Source organism: Nocardia sp. NPDC059691 (genome assembly GCF_042733915.1).
Lineage (GTDB): Bacteria > Actinomycetota > Actinomycetes > Mycobacteriales > Mycobacteriaceae > Nocardia > Nocardia sichangensis.
This window is the reverse complement of sequence record NZ_JBHWFB010000006.1, coordinates 237211-257832: the sequence shown is the minus strand read 5'-3', so window position 1 is coordinate 257832 and position 20622 is coordinate 237211. Positions and strand designations below refer to the sequence as shown.

Annotated in this window: 21 protein-coding genes; 6 read left to right on the top strand and 15 right to left on the bottom strand. The window is 67.5% G+C overall.

Annotation, left to right across the window (positions count from 1 at the left end):
* Positions 1-84 precede the first annotated feature (84 nt).
* The 9 genes from ACFV2O_RS15950 to ACFV2O_RS15910 all read right to left on the bottom strand — a co-directional run bounded on the left by ACFV2O_RS15950 (position 85) and on the right by ACFV2O_RS15910 (position 10708).
* Entirely contained in the window at positions 85-1443 is a 1359-nt protein-coding gene (locus ACFV2O_RS15950) for a flavin monoamine oxidase family protein (protein ID WP_379252399.1), read from the bottom strand.
* A 153-nt stretch (positions 1444-1596) separates the two neighbouring features.
* Positions 1597-2292 (bottom strand): transporter, encoded by a 696-nt coding sequence (locus ACFV2O_RS15945; protein ID WP_379252398.1) that lies wholly within the window; start codon positions 2290-2292, stop codon positions 1597-1599.
* A 34-nt stretch (positions 2293-2326) separates the two neighbouring features.
* Positions 2327-3625 carry an NAD(P)/FAD-dependent oxidoreductase gene (locus ACFV2O_RS15940; protein ID WP_379252397.1) on the bottom strand — a complete coding sequence of 433 codons (1299 nt, stop codon included), beginning with the start codon at positions 3623-3625 and terminating at the stop codon, positions 2327-2329.
* Positions 3626-3628: 3 nt separating this feature from the next.
* Positions 3629-4003: a hotdog domain-containing protein gene (locus ACFV2O_RS15935; RefSeq protein WP_379252396.1), complete on the bottom strand. Its 375-nt coding sequence runs from the start codon at positions 4001-4003 to the stop codon at positions 3629-3631.
* The gene (locus ACFV2O_RS15930) at positions 4000-5664 is read right to left on the bottom strand and encodes a flavin-containing monooxygenase (protein WP_379252395.1); all 1665 of its coding nucleotides are present in this window, start codon (positions 5662-5664) and stop codon (positions 4000-4002) included. The genes ACFV2O_RS15935 and ACFV2O_RS15930 overlap by 4 nt, the downstream gene beginning before the upstream one ends.
* Positions 5665-5695: 31 nt before the next feature.
* Positions 5696-7153, bottom strand: a complete 1458-nt coding sequence (locus ACFV2O_RS15925) for an aldehyde dehydrogenase family protein (RefSeq protein WP_379252394.1) — start codon at positions 7151-7153, stop codon at positions 5696-5698.
* A gap of 45 nt (positions 7154-7198) precedes the next feature.
* Positions 7199-8293, bottom strand: a complete 1095-nt coding sequence (locus ACFV2O_RS15920) for a Zn-dependent alcohol dehydrogenase (protein WP_379252393.1) — start codon at positions 8291-8293, stop codon at positions 7199-7201.
* A complete protein-coding gene (locus ACFV2O_RS15915) occupies positions 8293-9084 on the bottom strand; it encodes an enoyl-CoA hydratase/isomerase family protein (protein WP_379252392.1) in 792 nt (263 codons plus the stop codon). The genes ACFV2O_RS15920 and ACFV2O_RS15915 overlap by 1 nt, the downstream gene beginning before the upstream one ends.
* A gap of 10 nt (positions 9085-9094) precedes the next feature.
* Positions 9095-10708, bottom strand: coding sequence for an AMP-binding protein (locus ACFV2O_RS15910; protein ID WP_355079463.1), 1614 nt, complete (start codon positions 10706-10708; stop codon positions 9095-9097).
* 257 nt (positions 10709-10965) lie between these two features.
* Here ACFV2O_RS15910 and ACFV2O_RS15905 point away from each other — a divergent pair, with 257 nt between their 5' ends.
* Entirely contained in the window at positions 10966-11640 is a 675-nt protein-coding gene (locus ACFV2O_RS15905; protein ID WP_379252391.1) for a TetR/AcrR family transcriptional regulator, read from the top strand.
* Between the two features lie 67 nt (positions 11641-11707).
* Here ACFV2O_RS15905 and ACFV2O_RS15900 read toward each other — a convergent pair whose 3' ends face one another.
* From ACFV2O_RS15900 to ACFV2O_RS15890, 3 genes are read right to left on the bottom strand one after another with little or no spacing between them, the layout of a single operon-like run.
* Positions 11708-12442: a gamma-glutamyl-gamma-aminobutyrate hydrolase family protein gene (locus ACFV2O_RS15900; protein WP_379252390.1), complete on the bottom strand. Its 735-nt coding sequence runs from the start codon at positions 12440-12442 to the stop codon at positions 11708-11710.
* Between the two features lie 35 nt (positions 12443-12477).
* A complete protein-coding gene (locus ACFV2O_RS15895) occupies positions 12478-13833 on the bottom strand; it encodes a glutamine synthetase family protein (protein WP_379252389.1) in 1356 nt (451 codons plus the stop codon).
* Entirely contained in the window at positions 13826-14491 is a 666-nt protein-coding gene (locus tag ACFV2O_RS15890; protein ID WP_379252388.1) for a hypothetical protein, read from the bottom strand. Before ACFV2O_RS15890 ends, ACFV2O_RS15895 begins: the two co-directional genes overlap by 8 nt.
* 156 nt (positions 14492-14647) lie before the next feature.
* Here ACFV2O_RS15890 and ACFV2O_RS15885 point away from each other — a divergent pair, with 156 nt between their 5' ends.
* The gene (locus ACFV2O_RS15885; RefSeq protein WP_379252387.1) at positions 14648-15607 is read left to right on the top strand and encodes an alpha/beta hydrolase; all 960 of its coding nucleotides are present in this window, start codon (positions 14648-14650) and stop codon (positions 15605-15607) included.
* Positions 15608-16298: 691 nt separating this feature from the next.
* On the opposite strand, the gene ACFV2O_RS15880 is transcribed toward ACFV2O_RS15885, so the two are convergent.
* Positions 16299-16937, bottom strand: coding sequence for a TetR/AcrR family transcriptional regulator (locus tag ACFV2O_RS15880; protein WP_379252386.1), 639 nt, complete (start codon positions 16935-16937; stop codon positions 16299-16301).
* Positions 16938-17023: 86 nt separating this feature from the next.
* On the opposite strand from ACFV2O_RS15880, the gene ACFV2O_RS15875 reads away from it, so the two are divergent.
* The 4 genes from ACFV2O_RS15875 to ACFV2O_RS15860 all read left to right on the top strand — a co-directional run bounded on the left by ACFV2O_RS15875 (position 17024) and on the right by ACFV2O_RS15860 (position 19642).
* Entirely contained in the window at positions 17024-17683 is a 660-nt protein-coding gene (locus tag ACFV2O_RS15875; protein ID WP_379252385.1) for a class I SAM-dependent methyltransferase, read from the top strand.
* Positions 17680-17865, top strand: a complete 186-nt coding sequence (locus ACFV2O_RS15870; protein WP_379252384.1) for a hypothetical protein — start codon at positions 17680-17682, stop codon at positions 17863-17865. The genes ACFV2O_RS15875 and ACFV2O_RS15870 overlap by 4 nt, the downstream gene beginning before the upstream one ends.
* A gap of 157 nt (positions 17866-18022) precedes the next feature.
* Complete coding sequence (locus ACFV2O_RS15865; protein WP_379252383.1) at positions 18023-19267, top strand: MFS transporter; 1245 nt, start codon at positions 18023-18025, stop codon at positions 19265-19267.
* A 3-nt stretch (positions 19268-19270) separates the two neighbouring features.
* Positions 19271-19642 carry a metalloregulator ArsR/SmtB family transcription factor gene (locus ACFV2O_RS15860; protein WP_355079489.1) on the top strand — a complete coding sequence of 124 codons (372 nt, stop codon included), beginning with the start codon at positions 19271-19273 and terminating at the stop codon, positions 19640-19642.
* A 219-nt stretch (positions 19643-19861) separates the two neighbouring features.
* On the opposite strand, the gene ACFV2O_RS15855 is transcribed toward ACFV2O_RS15860, so the two are convergent.
* Entirely contained in the window at positions 19862-20254 is a 393-nt protein-coding gene (locus ACFV2O_RS15855) for an RDD family protein (RefSeq protein WP_379252382.1), read from the bottom strand.
* 95 nt (positions 20255-20349) lie between these two features.
* A complete protein-coding gene (locus ACFV2O_RS15850) occupies positions 20350-20565 on the bottom strand; it encodes a hypothetical protein (protein ID WP_379252381.1) in 216 nt (71 codons plus the stop codon).
* Positions 20566-20622: the final 57 nt, after the last annotated feature.

Here is a 20622-nt window from a genome sequence, read left to right as displayed (position 1 = left end):
GCGGGGCCGGCTTGTGGATCTTCATGAGGTTGAAGGCGGTGCTTGCCAGGTGCAGTTCGCTGGTGGGATGCGCGTGGTCCTGGTCTATCGCAGTCGGCCCAGGCTCGTCAGTACGGCGTTCGCCGCTCGTTCGCCCGACGTGGCTGCGTCGGCGAGCGAAGGCAGATCGAGCTGGTAGTCGCCGGCGAGGTAGATGCTTCCGAGCGGATCACGCAACGTCGGAAGCGAGTTCCTCCGCCCGGGCGCCCAGAAGGGCACGACCCGGCGGTGCCGCCGCACGATGCCCTCGCCCAGTTGCCCTTCCAGCTCGGGGAACACTGCGAGCAGGTCCTGTGCGAATCGCGACACGATCTCCTCGTCGCTGAGGTCGAACAAAGAGTCGGCCTTGGCGCCGCCGGCGAAACAGGCTAGTGCTCCACCCGGCTTACGATCGTCGCCCTTCCGCATCGCCGCGGCGTGATTGAACATCGCCTGGAATGACAGTTGCGGCGTCGAGACGCCGAAATAGTGATCCCAACGCTGCGTCCCGACTTCTTCGGTGAAGAATCCGACGATCACGTACCGGCCGTAGGTGATGTCGTTGAAAGCGTTCCGGTGCTGCTGTGGAAGGTCCGGGATGATCCGCTCGGCGATATCGGCGGGTGTGGTCACGATCGCACGCTCCGCCCGCAACCGCACAGGCCGGTCACCGTCGTGATAGTCGACGACAACGCCGTCACCGTCCTGCCGCACCGAGTGCACCACAGAGTTCAGCCGGATCCGGCCTCCGAGATCTTCCGTCAGCACGTCGGTCAACGTCTGGTTGCCACCCACCGGCAGCGAGAAGTTCGGGATCTTCTCCGGGTCGGCCAGCGCGAGGCCCACCGACGTGACGAACTGGGTGGCGGCCGTCTCCTCCACCTCGCATCCCATCCACTGCGCTGACCACGACCGGACGACGGCGGCGGCCAACTCCGACCGGACACCCTTCAGTAGGTACGACGCCAGCCTGGTGTCGAGCTTGGCGCGAACCCGTTGCGCGATACGGCTCGGCGACTCCAGGAACGGCATGACCGAGAGGATGCGTGCACCGACGACGGCCATCCCGAGACGGTCCATCATGGTCATCCGGGTGCGGAACATGAGCGCGACGGGATTCGATGTGTCGACCACTCCCCCGTTCAAGTACAGTGCGATGCTCTTGCCTGCGAGCGAGCCCATCTCGATGCCGTGCCGGTCGAGGGCATCGATCAGCGTGCCGGTGCCCTCGGTGAACTGGGTGCCGACGTTGATCCAGTAATCGCCCAGCCGGATGGTCTCGACTCGTCCACCCGTGCGACCGGTGGATTCCAGCACGACTACGTCGGTTTCCGGCGCCAGCGTCGTGGCCGCCATCAGCCCCGACATCCCGGCGCCGACAATGACCACCTCGGTAGTCTCTTCATGCACTTCGTGCCTTGTCATTTCGGTTCCTGACTCTAGGTCGATCAAAAGGGACGCTCCGGCGACCACCCCCGGTCGCCGATCAGCGACGATTCGAGCCCCGCGGAGGCGACGTCGCCGCTGATCAACACATCACCCACAGGGTTTCAGGTGGGCTCTGTGGCACGGCGCGGCTCAAGCCGTAGCCGGAGCGCTGGGACTGACCGCTTGGGCGTCGACGCGCTTGTTGTAGGCGTCGAACGCTCGGTAGGCGCGGTAGTACGCGAACATCTGCAGGCCCCACGTGGACAGCGCGAAGACGTAGAAGATCGTGTGCTCCGCGTCGTCGCTCGGGATGTGGACGAAGTCGTAAATCGCGGCGATGACGAATCCGCAGGCGGTGGCGACGGCGGCCCACACGGCGTGCCCGCGCTCGCGAATGTCCCACAGGCGCTTGACGAAGTAGATCAGGAAGATCGTGGTGAGCACGTTGACCACGATGTAGAAGATCTTGCCGGGGGTGCCGATCTCCTCGGCGAACTGGCTGAGGAGCAAGCCCACCACGGCCGCGAGGGCGAACGCACCGATGTCCACCGCCGCGGACGGTTTGTACCGGTGGGTGACCATCATCAGCCCGAGGACCAGGATCAGCGTGATGCCGATGGACCGAGAGAAGGCGTCGAGGAAGTAGGCGACGGCGTACATCGGGCTGTCGTGGCCGGCCTTGATGAGACCGTAGATCAGGAAGTTCGTACCCGACGTCGCGACGATGATCCACTCGATGCCGAGTAGGTAGTTTTTGTAGTTGCGGATGAACTTGATCCCGTAGGTGAATCCGACGGCGATCATCCAGATGTCTGCGACCGCGAAGAGTAGTTCTTTGATGGACATGATTTTCTCCTTGGACGGCGGGTTGCGCCGATGGTCATTTCGTGAGGGCTGCCAGGCGGTCGGCGGCGCGGTCGGCGAGCCAGCCCGTGTACAGCGCGGGGCCGCTGACGAAGCTGAGCCGGAATCGCTTGCGCCCGTGCCAGATCGCCGCCAGGTCGGGGTGTAGCGGCGCGCCACCGATCCGGTCGGCGAGCAGATGGCCTACGTACTGCGCTTGGGCGAAGCCGTGGCCGTTGCAGGCCAGCGAGTAGAGCACGTTGTCGGAAGCCTCACCGGCGACGGGGAGCCAGGTGGAGCTCATCCCGATCCAGCCGCCCCAGGCCTTCTGCGGTGTGATGTCGCGCAGGCCGGGGAAACGCTCGTGGAATCCGCGGACGAGGTCGTCGGCGACGTGCGGCGCGGGAGTGCGCTCCGGCAGCGGGTTGCGGCCGGCCTGCACGCGGCGGGTGCCGAAAACGATGGTGCCACGTGGAGTGACGCGGTAGCTCTCGATGATCATGTGCAGCGTGACCATCGGGGCGCGGCTGGTCCAGCCGATCTCGTCGAGTCGCTCGGGTGCGACGGGTTCGGTCTCGACCAGGGAGGTCCACACCGGGGTCGCGAGGTTCTTCGGCGTGATGGAAAGGCCTGCGCTGTAGGCGTTGGCGGTCAGCAGCGCCTTGCGAGCCCTGACCCTTCCGTTCGGGGTTTCGACGATGACGCCGTCTCCGGTGTCGGTGACGTCGCGGGCGAGTGTGTGCTCGTGGACACGCACGCCGGACCTGATCGTCGCGGCCCGCAGACCTAGGACGAACTCACCCGGGTTCAGCGTGCCGCCGACGCCCTCGCGCACTCCGCCCAGGAAGCCTTCCGGAAGCCCCGCCGCCCGGCCCTCGACGAATTCGGCCGACGATCCGGCCTCTGCCATGACCTTCGCGTTTCGGCGCGCATGCCGCAGTTGCCCCTTGGAAACGGCGGCCATCACAATGCCCTCTCGCCGGTAGTCGCAGTCGATCCCGTGGTGCGCGACGGCGTCCTCGGCGAAATGCACCGCGTTCTCGGCGTACCGGTACAGGGAGCGCAGCCGCTCGCGCTTCAGCAGAAAACCCAGCAGCTCCGGATCGGCGGCGATCGAGTTCGTGATATATCCGGCGTTGCGGGAGGTGGCGCCCCAGCCGAGTGTCTTCGCCTCGAGTAGCACCACGTCGACGCCCTTCTCGGCGAGACGCAGCGCGGCCGACATACCGCCGCCTCCACCGCCGATCACGACCACGTCGCAGTCGATGTCACCGATCAGTGGCTGTTCGACGATGGCAGGTTGTTCGGCCCAGCCGGTGTCGTAGATCAGTTCCATGCACTACTCCCCCTGGTCTGCGGGGATGACCGCGGTGCCGCGTGCGCGGACCGCGACCAGGGGCGGCTCCAGGACCTGCGCGCGGCCGGAGTCATCGCAGCCGCGGCAGATCACGCGAAGCTCGAAATCTACTGTGCGGCTGCGGTTTCCCTTTTTCACCAGCCTCGCCTCGGCCTCGACGACGTCACCGCCACGCACCGGGACGAGGAACTCGACGGACGAGTAGCCGGCGAACAGGCCCTCGTGGCCGTCCAGTTCGATCGACAGGTTCGTGCCGACGTCGCCGAAAAGCTTCAGAGCGTAGGCGCCGTCGACGAGATTGCCCGCGTAGTGCGCATCGGAGAAGGCGACATAGCGCCGGTGGATTGCCTTGCTCATGCGATTTCATCGTGGATGGGGCCAAGAGCGCGGGACTGCGCTTCGCCGTCGATCTCGACGCCGGGGTAGCCGCGCTTGGCGATCTCAGTACACATGCGCCGGTATTTGCCGACACCGCCCACGTAGCCCATGAAGGTGTTGGGTTTGCCCTCGATGTTGGAGCCGCGGTACCAGGAGTCGGTCGTGGCGAACAGCGTGGGGGCGACGGTCGCCTCAGTGATGTCCACCCACTCGGTTTGGGCCTCGGTGGTGGCCTCGATCAGCGTGGCACCAGTGTCGCGGGCGTGCTCGATGAGATCGGCGATCCAGTCGACGGCCTGCTCGATCGTCACCACCACGTTGCTCACCAGCGCGGGGCTGAGCGGGCCACCGACCATGAAGAAGTTGGGGAAGTCCGCGACCATGATGCCGAGGTAGGACCGGATGCCGTCGTGCCAGGCCTCCTGCAGCTTCTTGCCGGAAGCACCGGTGAGATCGAGCCCGTACAGCGGGCCGGTGAAGGCGTCGAACCCGATGGCCAGCACCACGGCGTCCACCTCGTAGGTGCCCTTCGCGGTGACGATCGCGTTCTCGGTCATCGTCTCGATCGGCTCGTCACGCAGCGAAACCAACGACACGTTCGGCCGGTTGTAGGTCTCGTAGTAGTCGGTTCCGAAGCAGCTGCGCTTGGCGCCCAGCGGGTGGTACTTGGGCACCAGCAGCTCCGCGGTGGCCGGATCCTTTACGATCTCGCGGATCTTGTCGTGGATGAATTCGGACGCGGTCCGATTCGCCTCGGGGTCGATGAGCAGGTCGGCGAACTCGGCGCCGACGCCCTGGAAGCCGCTGCGCTCATAGGCTTCCTCGTAGCGTCGTCGTCGCTCCTCGTCCGAGACGTCGAAGGCGTTGTCGGTGACGGGGCGATCGGGGATGCCGCCGGGCGAGTGCCTGCACTCCTCACGGATCGCCACATAGTCGTCCTTGACGGCGGCGACCTGCTCGGGGGAGAGTGCGGCGTTGCGCGCGGGCATGACGTAGTTCGGGGTGCGCTGGAACACCGTGAGATGCTCGGCGACCTGCGCGATCAGCGGGATGGCCTGCACGCCCGAGGATCCGGTGCCGATCACGGCGACGCGCTTGCCCGCGAGGTCGTCGAGCGAGATGTTCCACCGGCTGGTGGACACCTGCAGGCCGGTGAAGTTCGCGAGGCCGGGCACGTCGAAGTCTTTGGGGGTGGACAGCCCGCCCGCACCCGAGATCAGGTAGCGGCTGCGCCGGGTCTGGCCGTTGTCCAGTCGCACCTCCCACAGCCGGTCGGCCGCGTTCCACGTCGCACCGACCACGCGGGTGTTGAACGTGAAGTGCTTGCGCAGGTCGAAGCGGTCGGCGACGTGCTCGAGGTAGCCGAGGATCTCGGCCTGCGGGGCGAACCGCTGGCTCCACGTCCATTCCTGTTGAAGCGCTTCGTCGAACGAGTACGAGTAGTAGATGCTCTCCACGTCGCAGCGCGCGCCCGGATAGGTGTTCCAGAACCAGGTGCCGCCGACGCTCGGCCCGGCCTCGAAACCGGCGAAGGTCCATCCGGATCCGGTGAGCCGGTGCGCGAGGTAGAGGCCGGTGAAGCCGGCGCCGACGCCGATGACGTCGACGACCCCGGTGTCCGAAGTGGAGGTGGAATTCATAGCGATTGCCGCTTTCGTCGAAGGTTGGTCGTTACAGGGGAAGGTCGGGAGAATCGACGCCGACCACGCGGTCGCCGCAGAACACCCGCACGGACTCCCCGGGGGCGTGGCCGCCGATTCCCGCGGAGCCCCAGAAGCTCTGGGCCGAACCGTCGGCCAGATCGGCGATCTTCGCGCCGTTCACGCGCACCTCGCCCGACAGCACCCGTGAGCCGATTTCGATGGCGCGGTCCAGGTCGCTGCCGAACACGTAGGCGTCCAGGCCCGACGGGTCGGCGTTGGCCACGCGCAGGGCGTCCTCGTCGGACTCCACGGCGTGCAGGCTGACCAGCGGCCCGAACAGCTCGGCGGTCGCCACTGACGCGTCGGCTCCCGAAGCGACCGTTGGCGACAGGAAGAACCCGTCGAGTTCGGGGAGTTTCGTGGACTGATGGATGGTGGCGCCGTTGGCCCGCAGCCCATCGATGCGGTTCAGCAGCGTGGCGAAATGCGGGGCGTTCGAGATCGGGCCGAGTTGGGTGTCCTCGTCGAGCGAGTGCCCGACCTCGATACGGGAGATGCGGTCGAGCAGCGCCTCGAGGAGCGGTTCGACAAGAGTCCTGTGCGCGAGCACTTTTCCGGGACCTTCGCACCACTGGCCGTTGAGCTTGGTCATCCCGTCGAGGATCCCGTCGGCGGCCACGTCGATGTCGGCGTCCTCCAGCACGAGGGCCGGGTTGTTGCCGCCGAGCTCGAGCTGGAGCACCTTGAAGTCCTCCGCGGCCGCGCGGGCGATCGCGCGACCGGCGTTCGGGCCACCGGTGAAGGAGACGATCTTCACCCGGCGATCGCCGGTGATCGCCGCGCCCACGTCGCCCGCACCGTGGACGAGCTGCAGCGCGCCATCGGGCAGCCCCGCCTCGACGAAGCTCTCGACGATGATCTGGGCGCTGCTCGGCGCGTGCTCGGACGGCTTGAGGATGACGGGGCACCCGGCCGCCAGCGCGCTCACCAACTTCGCGGCGGGGATGAAACTGGGGCCGTTCCACGGGGTGAGGATGGCGGCAGGTCCCCACGGGACCTTGTAGAGCCGCACGTCACGGCCACCGGCCGCCAGCGAAGTGCGCCGAGGGATGGCGCGCAGATCAGCGGCCGCGGAGCGAATCCGGTGCGGCAGGAACTGCGCGATCGTCCGGGCTTTCGCGATCGGAACGCCGCTGGTGAGGGCATCGGTGCGGGCGATGTCCTCGATCCGGGACTCGACGATGTCGGCCGCGCGCTCGATGACAGCGGCGCGTTCCTCGCTCGCCGCGTCGTCCCAGCGTTCGAAGCCGTAGGACCGTTCGGCATGGCGCAGGGCCCGCTCCACGTCGGCGGGGCTGGTGGTGACGGTGCGGTGCACGGGTTGCCCGGTGTTGGGGTCGAGGTTCCAGGCGTCCGGGATCGTCGCACACCCGGACCACTCGTCGGCGATGTAGTTGATCGGTTGGGGCAGTGACGCATTCGACATCTGCGACTTCCTTCCGTGCTCAGGTGGGGAACAGATTCGGGGTGATCACACGGTGAGATCGGCGACGATGCGGGTCACCTCTCCCGATTTCATCGCCTCGAAGCCCTTGTCGATCTCGCGGAACGGGATCACGTCGCTGACCATCTCGTCGAGCAGCAGGCGGCCCTGCAGGTAGAGCCGGGCGAACTGTGCGATATCTTCTTGCGCCTGACCAGAGCCCATGTAGGAGCCGATCAGGCGCTTCTCACCGAAGAAGAAATCCGAGGCCGGGAGCGTCAGGTCGGTGCCGTCGGGTGCGATGCCGACGAGGCATGCGGTACCCGTGGCTCGCAGGACCGCCAGCGCGCTCGCCGCCGTTCGCACGGAACCGACGGCCTCGAACGAGTAGTCCACGCCGTCGCCGAGGAGGTTTCTGATCTCGGCCGCCACATCGGCCGCACCGTTCACGACGTGGGTGGCGCCGTAGGTCCGCGCTGCGGTGAGCCGGGCGCCGTCGAGATCCACGGCGACGATCGCCGAGGCACCGGCGAGCCGCGCGCCCTGAATGATGGCCGACCCCACACCGCCGCAGCCGATTACGGCGACGGTTGCGCCGGGGCGCACCTGGGCGCCGCGGAACACGGCGCCGACGCCGGTGATGATGCAGCACGACAGCAGGCAGCCCACGTGCAGTCCCACCTCGTCGGGCATCCGCACCAGCGAGTTCTCCCGCATGAGGGTGTGGCGGGAGAACGCGCCGACGTCGCCGAGCCGCTCGACGACCTGGCCGCCGGGCAGTTGGAACGCGGGCCGGGGCCGCTGCCGGATCCGGGAGACGCGCTGGCATTGGGTCGAGTGCCCGACCTGGCAGTTGCGGCACAACCCGCACGAGGGCGTGAGGGCGCCGACGACGCGGTCACCCGGACGCAACGAGCTCACCGCGGAGCCGACCGACTCGACGACGCCCGCTAATTCGTGCCCGACCACCACGGGTAGCTCGGCGTACACGGTTCCGGTCATGTAGTGCAGGTCGCTGTGGCACAGACCAACGTTCGAGACCGCGACGCGGACCTCGTGGGGCTCCGGATCGTCGACCTGGATCTCAGTGAATTCCAGCGGTTCGTTAAGCGCGGTCAGAAGTGCCGCTTCGGTGGTGATCATCATCGTCTCCGATCTCGATTGCGCTGAGCGGGCGCCGACGGCGTGCTCTTCGATGTCCAGAAGCCCTCGATGCCTTCGCTGAAGGCGCCGGACTCCCAGGACCGGCGGGCGGCGTCGTCTTCGCGGGCGAACGCCGCCTCGATGTCTTCGGGGCGCGGCCGCAGCAGACCCAGGTGCAGTGCGGTGATACGGGGATCGGAGTTCCATTGCCGGACCACCTCGACCGCGCGGTCCACCAGTGTTTCCGGGGCGACGATCTCGTCGAGCAGCCCGATCCGCAGTGCCTCATCCGCGCCGATCCGATGCGAGCCCAGAATGATGCGCATCGCGTGGTTGCCGACCAGGCGGCCCATCAGGAAACTCGAGGCGTTGGAGATGATGATCCCGCGGTGGTTCTCCGGCTGGAAGTACTCGGCGTCCGGGCTGCCGATCCGCGCATCGCAGCACAGCGTCAGCTCCGAGGCGCCGCCGACCGCGATCCCGTTCACGGCCGCGACCACGGGGATCCTCGTCTCGAGAATCGCGCGGGTGATGTCGTGGAAGGTCGCGAAAGCCTCGCGGATCTCGTCGTAGGTCGCCGGCACCGTCTGCAGGTCCTCGCCGGCGGAGAAGGCGCGTCCCGTGCCCGTGAGGACGATCCCGCGGACGAGCTCACCCGTGCCGAACCGGCGGATGGTCTGCGCGAGCAGCACCCGGGTGGCCACGTCCAGCGCGTTCAGCTTCGCTGGGCGGTTCAGGGTGAGCACCGCGACGTCCGCATCGATGTGCACGTCCAAGTAGTTGTCGGTCATGTGCGGTTCCTCAGTTGTCCTCGCGCGGTGGTTGCAGGTCGTAGGTGGTGCCGGGGCGCTCGGCGGCGCGCGCCTTCAGCGCAGGCTTCGACACTCGCTCGGACGGCGTGCGCGGGAAGTCGGCGACGAACTCCACGTAGCGAGGAATCTTGAAGCGCGCCAACTGGTTTCGCGCGCGGTCGAGGATCTGCTCGGCGGTGGCCCGGCTCTCCTCGATGCCGGGGGCCAGTTGCACGAAGGCCTTGACTTCCTCGCCGAACAACTCGTCCGGCACGCCGACGACCGCCGCCGCGGTGACGCTGTCGTCGCGTTCGAGAACCCGTTCGACTTCGGCGCCGGCGATGTTCTCCCCGCCGCGCCGGACCATGTCCTTGATCCGGCCCACCAAGCGGTAGCTGCTTGCTTCCCGGACCGCGACATCGCCGGTGTGCAGCCAGCCGTCGCGTAGGACCTGCGCGGTTTCCTCGGGCCGGTTCCAGTAGCCGAGCATCATCGGTTTGCCCGAGGTGATCAGTTCGCCTGCTCCGCCTTCGGCGACTTCGCGGCCCCGCGGGTCGACAACCCGCACCCGCTTGGTGGGAACCGGCTGCCCCAGCCGCCCACTGCCGATGTCGGCGGTGTTCTCGGGGAGGCTGACCAGGTCGACTCCGGTTTCGGTCATCCCGAAGATCTCCCGCCACGGCGCGCCCCACCGTTGCTCGAGTTGCGCGTGGAGCGCGACGGGGATGGCCGAGCACAGCACGATGCGCAGATCATTGTCGCGGTCCTGAGGACTGGGTGGCTGCTTGAACAGCAGAGTCGGCATCGAGCCGAGGACGTAGCAGAACGTGGCCCGGTGCCTGCGGACATCGGCCATGAAACCCGAGGCGGAGAACCGGGGTAGCACGACCAGCGGCGCGCCGATCGTGAGGGACAGAGCGGTGTTCCACTGTGGGTCCATGTAGGAGTACGGCTGCGAGGTAAGGGCCACGTCGTCGGGCCCGAGACCAGCCGCGTTCGCGCAGACCCACCCCAGCCGGGTCCAGTAGTCGTGGGTCAGCATGCATGCCTTGGGGAATCCCGTTGTCCCTGAGGTGTATTGGAGGTTCGCCAGCGTCGCGCCTGTGATGTCGACGGCGGGCCGGTCCGCCGGGTATCGCGTTAGGTCCCCGGGCGACGCGGCTTCGATGATCCGGACATCGATCAGATCGCTGTTGGAGGTGCGCACCTCTTCGACGAGCGGGGCGTGCGCCGCGTCGGTGAACATCACCCTGGCGCCGGAATCGCGGAGCACGAATTCGAGGTCTGCCCGCTGATAGGACGAGTTCACCGGCACCGTGATCCCGCCAGCCTTGAGGATCGCCAACCAGGCGATCGGCCACTGCACCACGTTGGGCAGCATGATCGCGACCCGGTCGCCTCGGCGGACGCCGTCCTCGGCGACCAGTCGCTGCGCGAGGCGCGAGGTCCAGTCGTCGACTTCACCGAAGGTCCATGCCCGTTGCTCGAACCGGAGGAATTCACGGTCGGGAGCGCGCACGGCCTGGCGTGCCAGGAGGTCGACGAGGGTGTCGAGCGGCGGGTCCATAGCCAGGCGATCGAGTGCGATCGCACGTTCGGGGTGGACTGATTCGACTTGGATCACGTCGTCCTCTTCGGGTGTTTCTCGGGCGGCGGTGGTGAGCCGGGGTGAGCGCTGACGCCAGTGGCGAGCGCGGCCGCAAGGCGAGCTGGCTTGTGATGCCAGTCATAACGGTAACGCGACTGAGTCATTTGATCAAGGCAAATGACTAACTTCGCTGTTCGCTCCCCCGGGCCGTCGGCTGATGGCCTGCGGGTCCGGCTGATAATGTGAGACCTGACTTGATCAATTGTTCATATCGGATTCGACAGGAGTAACGCATGGCCCGCATCCCCTCCGCCGAACGTCGCGCCGACCTGGTGGCCGCTGCCGTGCGCATGATCGCCGCTCATGGGGTGGACGGCGCGACCACCCGCCGCATCGCGCAGGAGGCGAACGCCCCGCTGGCCACGTTGCACTACTGCTTCGCCACGAAGGAGGCACTGTTCGCGGCCGTCTTCGAGTACGTCGCCGGGCAGTATCGGGACGTGTTGACGCGCAACGATGTCCGCGGCGACGTACAGACCAGCGCACGCGCTCTGTTACGCGGTGTGCTGCAGTGGTACCTGGCGAACCCGGACCTGGGCGCGGCGATCATCGAGCTGATCAGCTGGGCCCGGCGCCAAGAGGACAAGCAGGGCGAGATGGTCTACAACGAGGCGTTCGCGACCATGCGGATGATCCTCGAGGCCGCCTCGACCAAGTCGGGCCAGGCGATCCGCCCGGACACCGTCGACGCGCTGACCTACATGGTGTCCACCTTGTCCGACGGATTCGCACTCAACTGGTTGGTGTTCACCGACCGCACCGCGGCCCAGCGGCAGGCCGAGCTCACCCTGGGTGCGCTCGACGCCTGGATGGCCGTCCATCTCAACTCCGGACTCACGGTCCAGGCCCCGGAAGCCGCGCCCGAGGAAAACCTTCGTTCACTGATGTCCTGGGTGAGCGGAAATTGATGTCGCACCGACCCGGAAAAGACTGTGGGCCGCCACCTTCGATGGCGGCCCACAGTCTTTTCCCGGATCAGATCCGCCTGCTCCCCTCGGCGACGATCCAGCTCAATGCCGGATCCTCGCGCTCCATCCACTCCGGATGCCACTGGACACCGAGCACCGGCATCCCCGGCAGCTCGACCGCTTCCACCACGCCGTCGGCCGTGCGCCCCGTGACGATCAGGCCGGTGCCGCAGCGATCGACCGCCTGGTGGTGCCACGAGTTGGTCACCGCGCTCGCGCCGAAGATCCGTTCCGCGATCGAACCGGGCTCGAACGTCACCTTGTGGTCGTCGGCGCCGTCGGTGAGCGGGGGCGACGTCGACAGATGCTCGACGGAGCCGGGCGGCAGATGCGGGATCAGGGTGCCGCCCAGCGCGACGTTGAGGACCTGCAGACCGCGGCACACCCCGAGGACGGGGATCTTCCGGTCGAGGGCGGCGCGCACGAGCGCGATCTCGAACCGGTCGCGTTCTGCGTCGTGGACCATCGGATCATCTCGCGGATCCGCGTCACGGACCACCGACAGATCGCCGCCCCAGTACGCGGGATGAACGTCCTGCCCGCCGGTGACGACCACACCGGACAGCCAGTGGCACAGCGCATCCGGATCGGCATCGTAAGGCAGGTTCACCGGAACTCCGCCTGCCCTGGCGATTCGTTCCGAGAAGTCGGACATGAAGGTGTCGGTGAACAGATGACCGTAGCGGTGGTCCATTCCCTCGACCAGCCGCAGCCGGACCCGGCGGCCGGTGATGCCGATCATCGGCCGGACGGCACCCGGAGTCGCGGCCCCCACCGTCACGGGAACTCGAAGTATCGGGCCGACTCCCATTCGGAGAGCTCGGCTGACGGATCACCACCCGTGGTGTGGAACTGCATCCACTCCCACCGCCGCGTGCCGACCCAGTAGTCGACGAACTCGTCACCGAGCTGCTCGCGCAGGATCGGATCGGTCTCGAGCGCGGCGGCCGCCTTGGTGATCGTGTCCGGCAGTCGCTCCAGATCGGGCACACACCAGGCCAGGTCGCTGACCGGCTCGGGGGGCTCCAGCGTGCCGTCGAGGCCGGCGATCACCCCGACGAGAATGGCCGCGACCGCGAGGTACAGGTTTGCGTCGGCGCCGGGAAGTCGGTACTCGAGTCGGGAGTAGGCCGGGTGTCCGCACACCGCGCGCACCGCGGTGCTCTTGTTGGCGATGCCCCACGTGACCGTGGTCGGCGGGCCGCTCAGGTCTACCAGGCGACGGTAGGAGGTGATCTGCGGGAGCATCACCGATGTCGCGCCCCGCATCGTCGCGAGGAGGCCGCCGACCGCGTGGCACATCGTCGGCGACGGCCCGTCCGGGGCGTGGAACGCGTTGATCCCGTCGCGTTGGAGGGATAGGTTGACGTGCGAGGCCTGGCCGTATCCTGCGGTCGGCTTGGCCATGAAGGTCACGGTGTGACCGAGCTCGAAGGCCACTTCGCGCATCACCTGCCGGGCGCGAGCCCAGTTGTCGCACACCGAGATCGGGTCGCCGGGAAGCAGATTGAGTTCGACCTGGCCCGCCGCGTCCTCGTCGCTCCACGCTTCCCACTCGATGCCGATCTCGTCGAGACGCCGAGCGACCGCGGACATGTAGTCGACCCAGTCCTTCGACTTCGCAAGGTGGTACGCGGTGCCCGCGGAACCGCCGAGCGGAGTCAGATCGCGATATCCTTTGGCACGGGCCTCGTGGATGGACTCCTGGAACAGGGTCGCCTCGATCTCGACCGCGATGGTGGCGGTGAAACCGCGCGTTGTCAGTCGGTCGACCAGCTTTCGGGCAAGATTCCGCGGACAGATCCCGATCGGGGTGCCGTCTGTCTGCCAGTAGTCACCGATCACGGACTGCAGACCTGGCCGCCACTGCACGAGGGTCGACATGTCGGGCCGGAACTGCACATCGGACACGTGTCCACGCCAGTTGGGGAAGGGGAAGCCGAAGGTCGGCGCGTTGCCCAGGTCGAGGCCGAACAGTAGATCGGCCATCGCGAAGCCCGAGGCCGCGCTCGCGGCGAACTTCTTGGGCGCGACGTTCTTGCCGAGGAAGCAACCCTCGTGATTGGTGGCCTCCAGCCGGACCGTGTGCACGGCGGCGCCCATATCCGCAGGGGCGGTGGTGATTTCAGACATCGTAACGAACCTTCCAGGATGCGGCGACCAGCACAGACAGCTGAGAAAGCGTGCCGCGCACGCCGATCCGACCGCTTGACATGGCGGCGATCAGGTCGTCGGCGCCCGCGAAGATGCCCGCCAGCAATTCCGATGGGCCTGCGATCACGTAGTGGGTTTCGCCGTCGCCGACGACATACTCTGCCAACCCGTCGGGGCCCGCCGCGATCGCGACGAGCACGTCGGGAATGCCCGGCACCGACCGGGCCGCGGCCCAGAACCGCTCCGCGGCGACCCGCCATTCCGGCAGCGGTGGCGACAGCAGGGCAAGCGCCACCGCGGCGAGATCCTCGGCGCCGACGGGCTCGCCGGCCAGGGCGAATCGCGCGTTCAGGTCGACGGTCATGGTGAGGTCCGGCTCTACGAACACACCGCTCGACACCGCGACGGCACCGTCGGAAATGGTGATCGTCGCGGCCTGCGGGGTGTCGTGGGAGCGAACGGCGACCGTGCCTTCCCTCGCCCCGGAGACGAAGTCCGCACCGTTGGCGCGGACGGAATCGGCGATGGTGCGGCCGATCAGCCGGACGATCGGACTCGCGTCGTCCTCGATCCGAATGTCGACCCCGCCGACCGTGTCGGCCCCGCGCGCAGCGGGGCCGATCGTCGTTTCGGTCATCATTGTTGTCCTTTCGATTCGACGAGATCGTGTGCGCGGTGCACCGCCGACAGCGAATCCCCGAATAGAGCGTGAATCACAGTCATATGTCTGAGTCAGATGACTATGATGGTGAGGCACAGATCACTTCTTGTCAACGACTTGCGAGGTCTTCCCATGAACAACGACGCGCCCGCCTGGTGGAATCTGCTCGACGACCAGGCCGCAGCCGTGGCCAGGATGATCAGCCAGGCCCTGCCGAGACCCATCCGTGAGCTCGGGCCGGTGCACGCTCGGGCGCTGATGAACACCGCCCCGCCCGCCGAGCCGATCACGCCGCTGGACCATGTCGAACAATTGACCGTGCCGACACGTGCGGGTGCGATCGGGGCTCGCCTATACCGCGCGGACAGCGCCACATCGAGCCGCGCCACACCCGCCCTCGTGTACCTGCACGGCGGCGGTTTCGTCCTGGGAACCCTGGACGGGGCCGATGAACTGTGCCGCGCGATCGCCGCCGGCTCCGGCTGGACGGTCGTATCCCTCGACTACCGCCTGGCTCCGGAGAACCCGTACCCGGCAGCGCTGGAAGACTGCGTCGACGCCTTCGCGTGGCTGACCCGGACAGCGCCGGAGCGCGGCATCGACCCGGCCCGGATCGCGGTCGGCGGCGACTCCGCGGGTGGCAATCTCGCCGCCGCCCTGTGCCTGCACCGACGCGGCAGCGCCCTCCCCGTGGCGCAGGTGCTCGCCTACCCCGCCGTCGACGACACATTCACCGCGCCGTCGTGGTCGGAATTCGCCGACGCGCCGCTGCTCAGCGCCGCGGACGCGCGCTGGTGCTGGGAGCAGTACGTCGGCGCGGAGCATCCGGGGGGCGATCACCTCGCGGCACCCATGCGCGCCGAGTCACTGCGCGGCTTGCCGCCCACGCTGATCATGACCGCGGAGGTCGACCCGATCCGTGACGATGCCGAGGCGTACGCGGCGCGGCTCCGGGGCGAAGGCGTCCCTGTCTCGCTGACCAGGTTCACCGGCGTCTTCCACGGCTTCGTCACCGAAGTCGGCGTCTTCGCGCAAGCGAAACAGGCGATCGACCAAGTGTGCCTGTACCTGCGCGAGATCGCGCGGGCATAGCTCCGCACCCGGGGGTTTCCAAGGCGCCCTGTTGACGTCTGCGAAGGTCCGGCGACAGGGCGGGCCAATTGACATTTTCATCGAAAATGAAGCTGCGAAGAGTCCGAGTACGGCGATGACCACCAGCCACACCGTCGCTCCGAAGCCTGCGGTGACGACAGTTCCCCACGGCATGATGAAACGGCCCGTATTCCGCCACGCGCGCCCAGTATCCTCAGGGGCCCACGTCTTGCGGGACGTTCGCGCATTCGAGAACTCGAGCGTCCATGCTCGCTCGGGTGCGCTGCTGAACATGCTGGCGCTCGGACTCCATGGTGATGTTCACGTCGGCGCCTGGAGGGTTTCCTCGGTCCATGGCTTCGACAGCGGCGGGGGTTGATCTGCTCGCCGGGTTCGGAGCCGCCGGACCTGCAGCAGGAACACCGCCCTGGACACACCGGGCGACGTGGTCACCACGGCCACCAGCAACCCCGCGACGAAGCCCGGAGCACTACACCCGCCTCCACTCCGGGGACTGTGGCAGCCGGCCGGGCGGCCCGTCCTTGCCGATGACTCCCGGCGAATCACGAGCCACGACTGGCAAGCCCGCTACGGTGCAAAACACCGCCCAACCCGGCGGTGCCGCAGGACTTGGTGCCCATCCGCGACCGCAATCCCTCGCGCCGGTTCGGAAGCGTCGGGGAGGCCGATATCAGACTTGGTTGGCGCCGTCGTCGAGTAGCGCGCGCAATGTCATGTGGGCGATGTGGGTTTCGAGTCGTTGCCGGTCGGGCATGACGGCGGCACGGAAGCGGTGTCCCGCTAGGAAGGACAGCACCGCCCATGCGGCCGCTTGCGGGTCGAGGTCTGCGCGCAGTTCCCCGGTTCGCCGGCCCCGCGTGATCATCTCGGCCAGGACGTCGGCGAGTTCGCCCATGTGGTGGCGGACCGCCTGCTCGACAGCGGGCTCGGCCGTCATGGTCATGGCGTCGGCGAAGATCACTCCGAGCGAGCCGGGTGCGTGGAGTTCGTCGACGTGGCCGGGGCTGAGCAGGTGGGCCAGCAACGTGGCGACGGAGTCGGTCTCGGAGGCGACGGTGCGCATCATGGCGCACATCTGCTCGGAGGCGTGTGCCACGACAGCGGCGTAGAGCGCGGCTTTGGAGCCGAAATTCTGGAACAGCACCGGCTCGGTGACACCGACACGAGCCGCGATCTGCGCCATGGTGGCGCGCTGGAACCCCGACTCGGCGAACACCACAGTGGCGGCGCCGATGATCGACGCGCGCCGGTCGGCGGCGCGCAATCGAGGGCGCCGCTGTTCGGCGGGATCGGAGGGTGCGCGTGCCATGCAGTCATCGTATCCGTCCTTGCCCAACAACTTAGTTGCGACTAAGTTATTCATCATCTTAGTCGTCACTAAGTTAAGGAGGGGCCATGGGCCTCGGACATTTGATGCATCACACCCCCAACCCGGACACCGCGGGACTCACCATCGACCACGGCGGTACCTACGACGTGTTCGGCGCGGTGTTCTTCGCCGGACGACGCGACCGGGTTTATCGCCGCCTCGCGGAGTTGAGCGGCGCCCGCCCGGGTGACCGCGTGCTCGATATCGGTTGTGGGACCGGGTATTTGACTCGCCGCTTGGCCGCGGTCGCCGATGCGGGGACGGTGGTCGGTGTCGATGCGTCGGCCGCGGTGCTCGAGCGCGCCCGCAAGATCACCACCGAACGGAATTGCACCTACTCCGTCGGTGTCGCCGAATCGCTTCCCGGCGAGGACAGTTCGTTCGATGTGGTGACCAACTGCTTGATGCTGCATCACCTGCCGGAGGATGTGCGCGCGACAGCGCTGGAGGAGATGTTGCGGGTGCTGCGTCCTGGGGGCCGCCTGTTGATCGGCGAGTTCCGGCCACCGGCCAACCCTCTGGGCCGCCATCTGGTCGGTGCGTTGACCGGTCCTTCGATGCAGCACAATCCCATCCATTTGCTCGAGCCGATGGTCGCTGAAGCGGGTTTCGAGCAAATCGGCTCAGGCGATCTGCATCCCTGGATCCGCTACATCACAGCCCTGAAGCCGGGAGCCACTCGATGAGCCACTCGATGGGCATGCTGCGGGTCCTCGCTGTTGTGTTGATCGTCATCGGCCTGGCCGTGCATGTGGGGCTGGGCAGCATGGCCGGGCTCGGAGCCGCCGCCGTGGGCCTGATACTGGTCGCGCATCTGCCGCTCGCCGCCGTCGGGCGTCGATGGCTGCACCGCCCCTCCTCGAGATAGCCGCGTCAACGGCTCGGGGATGAACCGCGATCCATCCCATCCGCCGCGACCAGCCGAGGCGTGTGACCGTCCGCGGCACCCTACTCGCCAATAGGTTCGCATCTGCGCACCTATTGGCGTAAGGTCGCCCTTAGTCGAGCGAGTCGGGAAGGTCAGCGTGATCGAGGTATTGCGGCGTCGCCGGTTCCGGCGGTTGTTCACCGCGCAGGTGGTGGCGCTGGTCGGGACCGGTTTGCTGACGGTGGCGCTGGGGCTGCTGGCCTACGATTTGGCCGGTAGCGACGCCGGGGCGGTGCTGGGTACCGCGCTGGCGATCAAGATGGTCGCCTACGTCTTCGTCGCGCCGGTGATCGCGGCGGTCGCCGACCGCGTGCCACGCCGGGTGCTGCTAGTGTCCGCGGACGCGATCCGGGCGGTGATCGCCGTGACGCTACCTTTCGTCACCGAGGTGTGGCAGATCTATCTGCTGATCTTCGTGCTGCAAGCCGCCTCGGCGACATTCACCCCCGCCTTCCAGGCAGTGATCCCGGCGGTGCTGGTCGACGAGGACGACTACACCCGCGGGTTGTCGCTGTCGCGGCTGGCCTACGACCTGGAGTCGCTGCTGAGCCCGGTGCTGGCCGCCGCATTGCTGACGCTGATCGACTACAACCTGCTGTTCGTCGGCACCGCCGCCGGGTTCGTCGCATCCGCCGCGCTGGTGGTGAGGACCCCGTTGCCGCGCCCGGTGCCCGGTGACCGGACCGTGCCGCTGATCGAGCGGATCACCCACGGCGCTCAGGTCATGGTCCAGCGGCCCTTGCTGCGCGGCCTGCTGGCCATGAACCTCGCCGTCGCCGCCGCGACCGCGCTGGTCATGGTGAACACCGTGATCTACGTCCAGGACCTGCTGCACGGCTCCGCTACCGGTGTCGCCCTCCTCCTGGCCTGCTACGGCGGCGGCTCGATGCTCATCGCGCTCACCATGCCGCGGCTGCTGTCAAGCTTCAGCGACCGCCGAGTCATGCTCACCGGCAGCGCTGCGCTGCCGGTGGGGCTGCTCGCCGCCGCCGCGATCGCCGCGATTCAGCCCTCCGCCGAGCGTGGCTCGTTTCTGCTGGCCTTGGCGTGGACAGCGCTCGGCGCGTGCACCTCGATGATCAACACACCGTCCGCGCGTCTGCTGCGCGCGGAATCGACACCGGAGAACCGCACAGCGGTCTTCACCGCCCAGTTCTCGCTTTCCCATGCCTGCTTCCTGCTCACCTACCCCATCGCGGGATGGGTCGGCGCCGGAGCGGGCCAGCTCACCGCCGCACTGACCCTGGCCGCCATCGCTACACTTGCAGCAACCACAGCCGCCCGCGTCTGGCCCGCGACCACGCCGACCGAACCGGAGGCGGTGCCAGCAGGAAGGCGGTGAACGATGGCAGGGCCTCCGAATCCGGCCGCTGACCCTCCCGTGCCCAGCCTCCTGCACCCGATCAGCCCCGACCAACCGCGTCTGGACGCCGCGACCGGCGCCTTCCGCATGCTGTCCGACCCCACCCGGCTGCACATCCTGTGGATCCTCGCCGACGGCGAAGCCGACGTCACCGCCCTCACCGAAGCAGTCGGCGCCTCCCGCACCGCGGTCAGCCAACACCTCGCCAAACTCCGCTTCACCGGCCTGGTCGACACCCGAAGAGAAGGCCGCCGCATCATCTACCGCGTCCGCGACGGCCACCTCACCCGACTGGTCCGCGAAGGACTCAACCTCGCCGACCACATCGTCACCGGCGAACCACCACACGCCTGACCGATTCGGTCCGAGCCGACTTCGCCATGCCATGGCCTTCGCCGATCAGGCTGGACACGACAGGTGTGCACACTTCACCTCGCAGCCACAGTGCAGCGGGAACATCGGTACCGATTGTCGGGTCGACAGCAGGAGCCGCCTGATGCCGCCGAAATATCCGGCGTACGGCCGAACTCATCATGCGAGCTGCGGTCACCGAGACTGCCGTGGTGCATGCGGTCAACGATTCGCTGCCGACTGGCCGACCGGGTGGCGCTGGTCGCGTCGACGCACTGTGCGCAATCCGAAGGCTTGGCCCACGCTCGCGCCTTCGAGCAGGTATTGCAGTCCGATCACCACGAATCCGAACAGCCATCGTGCGACCGTCTGCCACAACCGGGGGCGTCGGCCGTCCTTCCATCGGAGGACCCGCATTCCGAACAGCAGCTTCGCGACACTGCCCCGCAGCAGCAGTGTGCCGAGGACGTGGTTGGCGAATGACACCGCGAGCACACACGGAATGAACGCGCCCAGGAACTCCGCGACACCGTTGAAAGCATGAAAGGCACGTTGTGACAATGCGAAACCCATGACCAGCGCGACGAAGGCGTCGGTCACCGCAGCCAGGGCCAAGCGGTTCTCTCCCGCCTGCTCCGGGACACCGACCCCCCGAGGTTCGGGCGACTGGGCGGGCGATCGGCTCTGGTGAGGACCAGGGTGCGTTGCGTTCACGCGACGTATTGTGCCGCCGCCCAGCAGCTCTCCCCAGGGATGCGGAGGTCGCACCCGTGCGGGACGCTGAAAAACGACAACACGCCCGCGGTGGTGACCTGCAGATCGGTGCGCACCAGCGGGATGCGGTAGGCGGTGTTGTTGTCACCGAACTTGCCGGTGCGCCCGAAAGTGTCGGTGACCGGTTTCCAGTCCGCGTCGGTGGTCGTCACTGGTTGGCGCCCGGACGCGGCGGAAGTGGTCGCGGGTGTGGGCGAGGTGTCGGCGCT

Excerpts from the sequence above, each read along its gene's own strand:
- ACFV2O_RS15950 (WP_379252399.1), bottom strand. The coding sequence starts at position 1,443 with ATGACAAGGCACGAAGTGCATGAAGAGACTACCGAGGTGGTCATTGTC.
- ACFV2O_RS15945 (WP_379252398.1), bottom strand. The coding sequence starts at position 2,292 with ATGTCCATCAAAGAACTACTCTTCGCGGTCGCAGACATCTGGATGATC.
- ACFV2O_RS15940 (WP_379252397.1), bottom strand. The coding sequence starts at position 3,625 with ATGGAACTGATCTACGACACCGGCTGGGCCGAACAACCTGCCATCGTC.
- ACFV2O_RS15935 (WP_379252396.1), bottom strand. The coding sequence starts at position 4,003 with ATGAGCAAGGCAATCCACCGGCGCTATGTCGCCTTCTCCGATGCGCAC.
- ACFV2O_RS15930 (WP_379252395.1), bottom strand. The coding sequence starts at position 5,664 with ATGAATTCCACCTCCACTTCGGACACCGGGGTCGTCGACGTCATCGGC.
- ACFV2O_RS15925 (WP_379252394.1), bottom strand. The coding sequence starts at position 7,153 with ATGTCGAATGCGTCACTGCCCCAACCGATCAACTACATCGCCGACGAG.
- ACFV2O_RS15920 (WP_379252393.1), bottom strand. The coding sequence starts at position 8,293 with ATGATCACCACCGAAGCGGCACTTCTGACCGCGCTTAACGAACCGCTG.
- ACFV2O_RS15915 (WP_379252392.1), bottom strand. The coding sequence starts at position 9,084 with ATGACCGACAACTACTTGGACGTGCACATCGATGCGGACGTCGCGGTG.
- ACFV2O_RS15905 (WP_379252391.1), top strand. The coding sequence starts at position 10,966 with ATGGCCCGCATCCCCTCCGCCGAACGTCGCGCCGACCTGGTGGCCGCT.
- ACFV2O_RS15900 (WP_379252390.1), bottom strand. The coding sequence starts at position 12,442 with ATGATCGGCATCACCGGCCGCCGGGTCCGGCTGCGGCTGGTCGAGGGA.
- ACFV2O_RS15895 (WP_379252389.1), bottom strand. The coding sequence starts at position 13,833 with ATGTCTGAAATCACCACCGCCCCTGCGGATATGGGCGCCGCCGTGCAC.
- ACFV2O_RS15890 (WP_379252388.1), bottom strand. The coding sequence starts at position 14,491 with ATGACCGAAACGACGATCGGCCCCGCTGCGCGCGGGGCCGACACGGTC.
- ACFV2O_RS15885 (WP_379252387.1), top strand. The coding sequence starts at position 14,648 with ATGAACAACGACGCGCCCGCCTGGTGGAATCTGCTCGACGACCAGGCC.
- ACFV2O_RS15880 (WP_379252386.1), bottom strand. The coding sequence starts at position 16,937 with ATGGCACGCGCACCCTCCGATCCCGCCGAACAGCGGCGCCCTCGATTG.
- ACFV2O_RS15875 (WP_379252385.1), top strand. The coding sequence starts at position 17,024 with ATGGGCCTCGGACATTTGATGCATCACACCCCCAACCCGGACACCGCG.
- ACFV2O_RS15870 (WP_379252384.1), top strand. The coding sequence starts at position 17,680 with ATGAGCCACTCGATGGGCATGCTGCGGGTCCTCGCTGTTGTGTTGATC.
- ACFV2O_RS15860 (WP_355079489.1), top strand. The coding sequence starts at position 19,271 with ATGGCAGGGCCTCCGAATCCGGCCGCTGACCCTCCCGTGCCCAGCCTC.